The sequence below is a fragment of the Polaromonas sp. P1_G2 genome, from assembly GCF_056405515.1.
In genome coordinates this window covers 1-417 of sequence record NZ_JBFUBY010001354.1, presented here as the reverse complement: position 1 = coordinate 417, position 417 = coordinate 1, and the positions used below count along the sequence as shown (strand labels likewise).

Annotated in this window: 1 protein-coding gene; it reads right to left on the bottom strand. The window is 55.9% G+C overall.

Annotation, left to right across the window (positions count from 1 at the left end):
* Nucleotides 1–47: 47 nt before the first annotated feature.
* On the bottom strand, nt 48–417 hold a 370-nt coding region (locus AC1D0P_RS30530; RefSeq protein WP_477680153.1), incomplete at its 5' end, for a flagellar biosynthetic protein FliR.

Genomic DNA, 417 nt, shown 5'->3' with positions numbered 1-417 from the left:
CTTTCGAGCTTGTCGGAGCGAGAGCGCCGGATCATCAGGTCAATTCCTCATTTGAAAATCTGGCTGAAGGCGTCGCCGAACAGCGTCAGCATTGAGACGATGCCGAAGTAGAGCAGAAGCACGCCCCCCACGACCTGATACGGCGTGGAGATGAAATAGACGGGAACCACCGGGGCGAGTTTGTTGATGAAGCCAATCGCCATGTTGAACAGCACGTTGAACAGGATGAAAGGGCTCGCCAGCCTGAGCATCACCGTGAACGTTGCAGCCAGCGTATCGACCAGCGACACCGGCGCCTTCTGCGCATCGAAAACATCGTTGACCGGCCAGATTTTGTAGGATTGCGCCAGCGCCAGGAAAAGCTGGTGATGGAAATCCAGCATGAACAACACCATCAGCCCGCCGAAGGTGATGAGA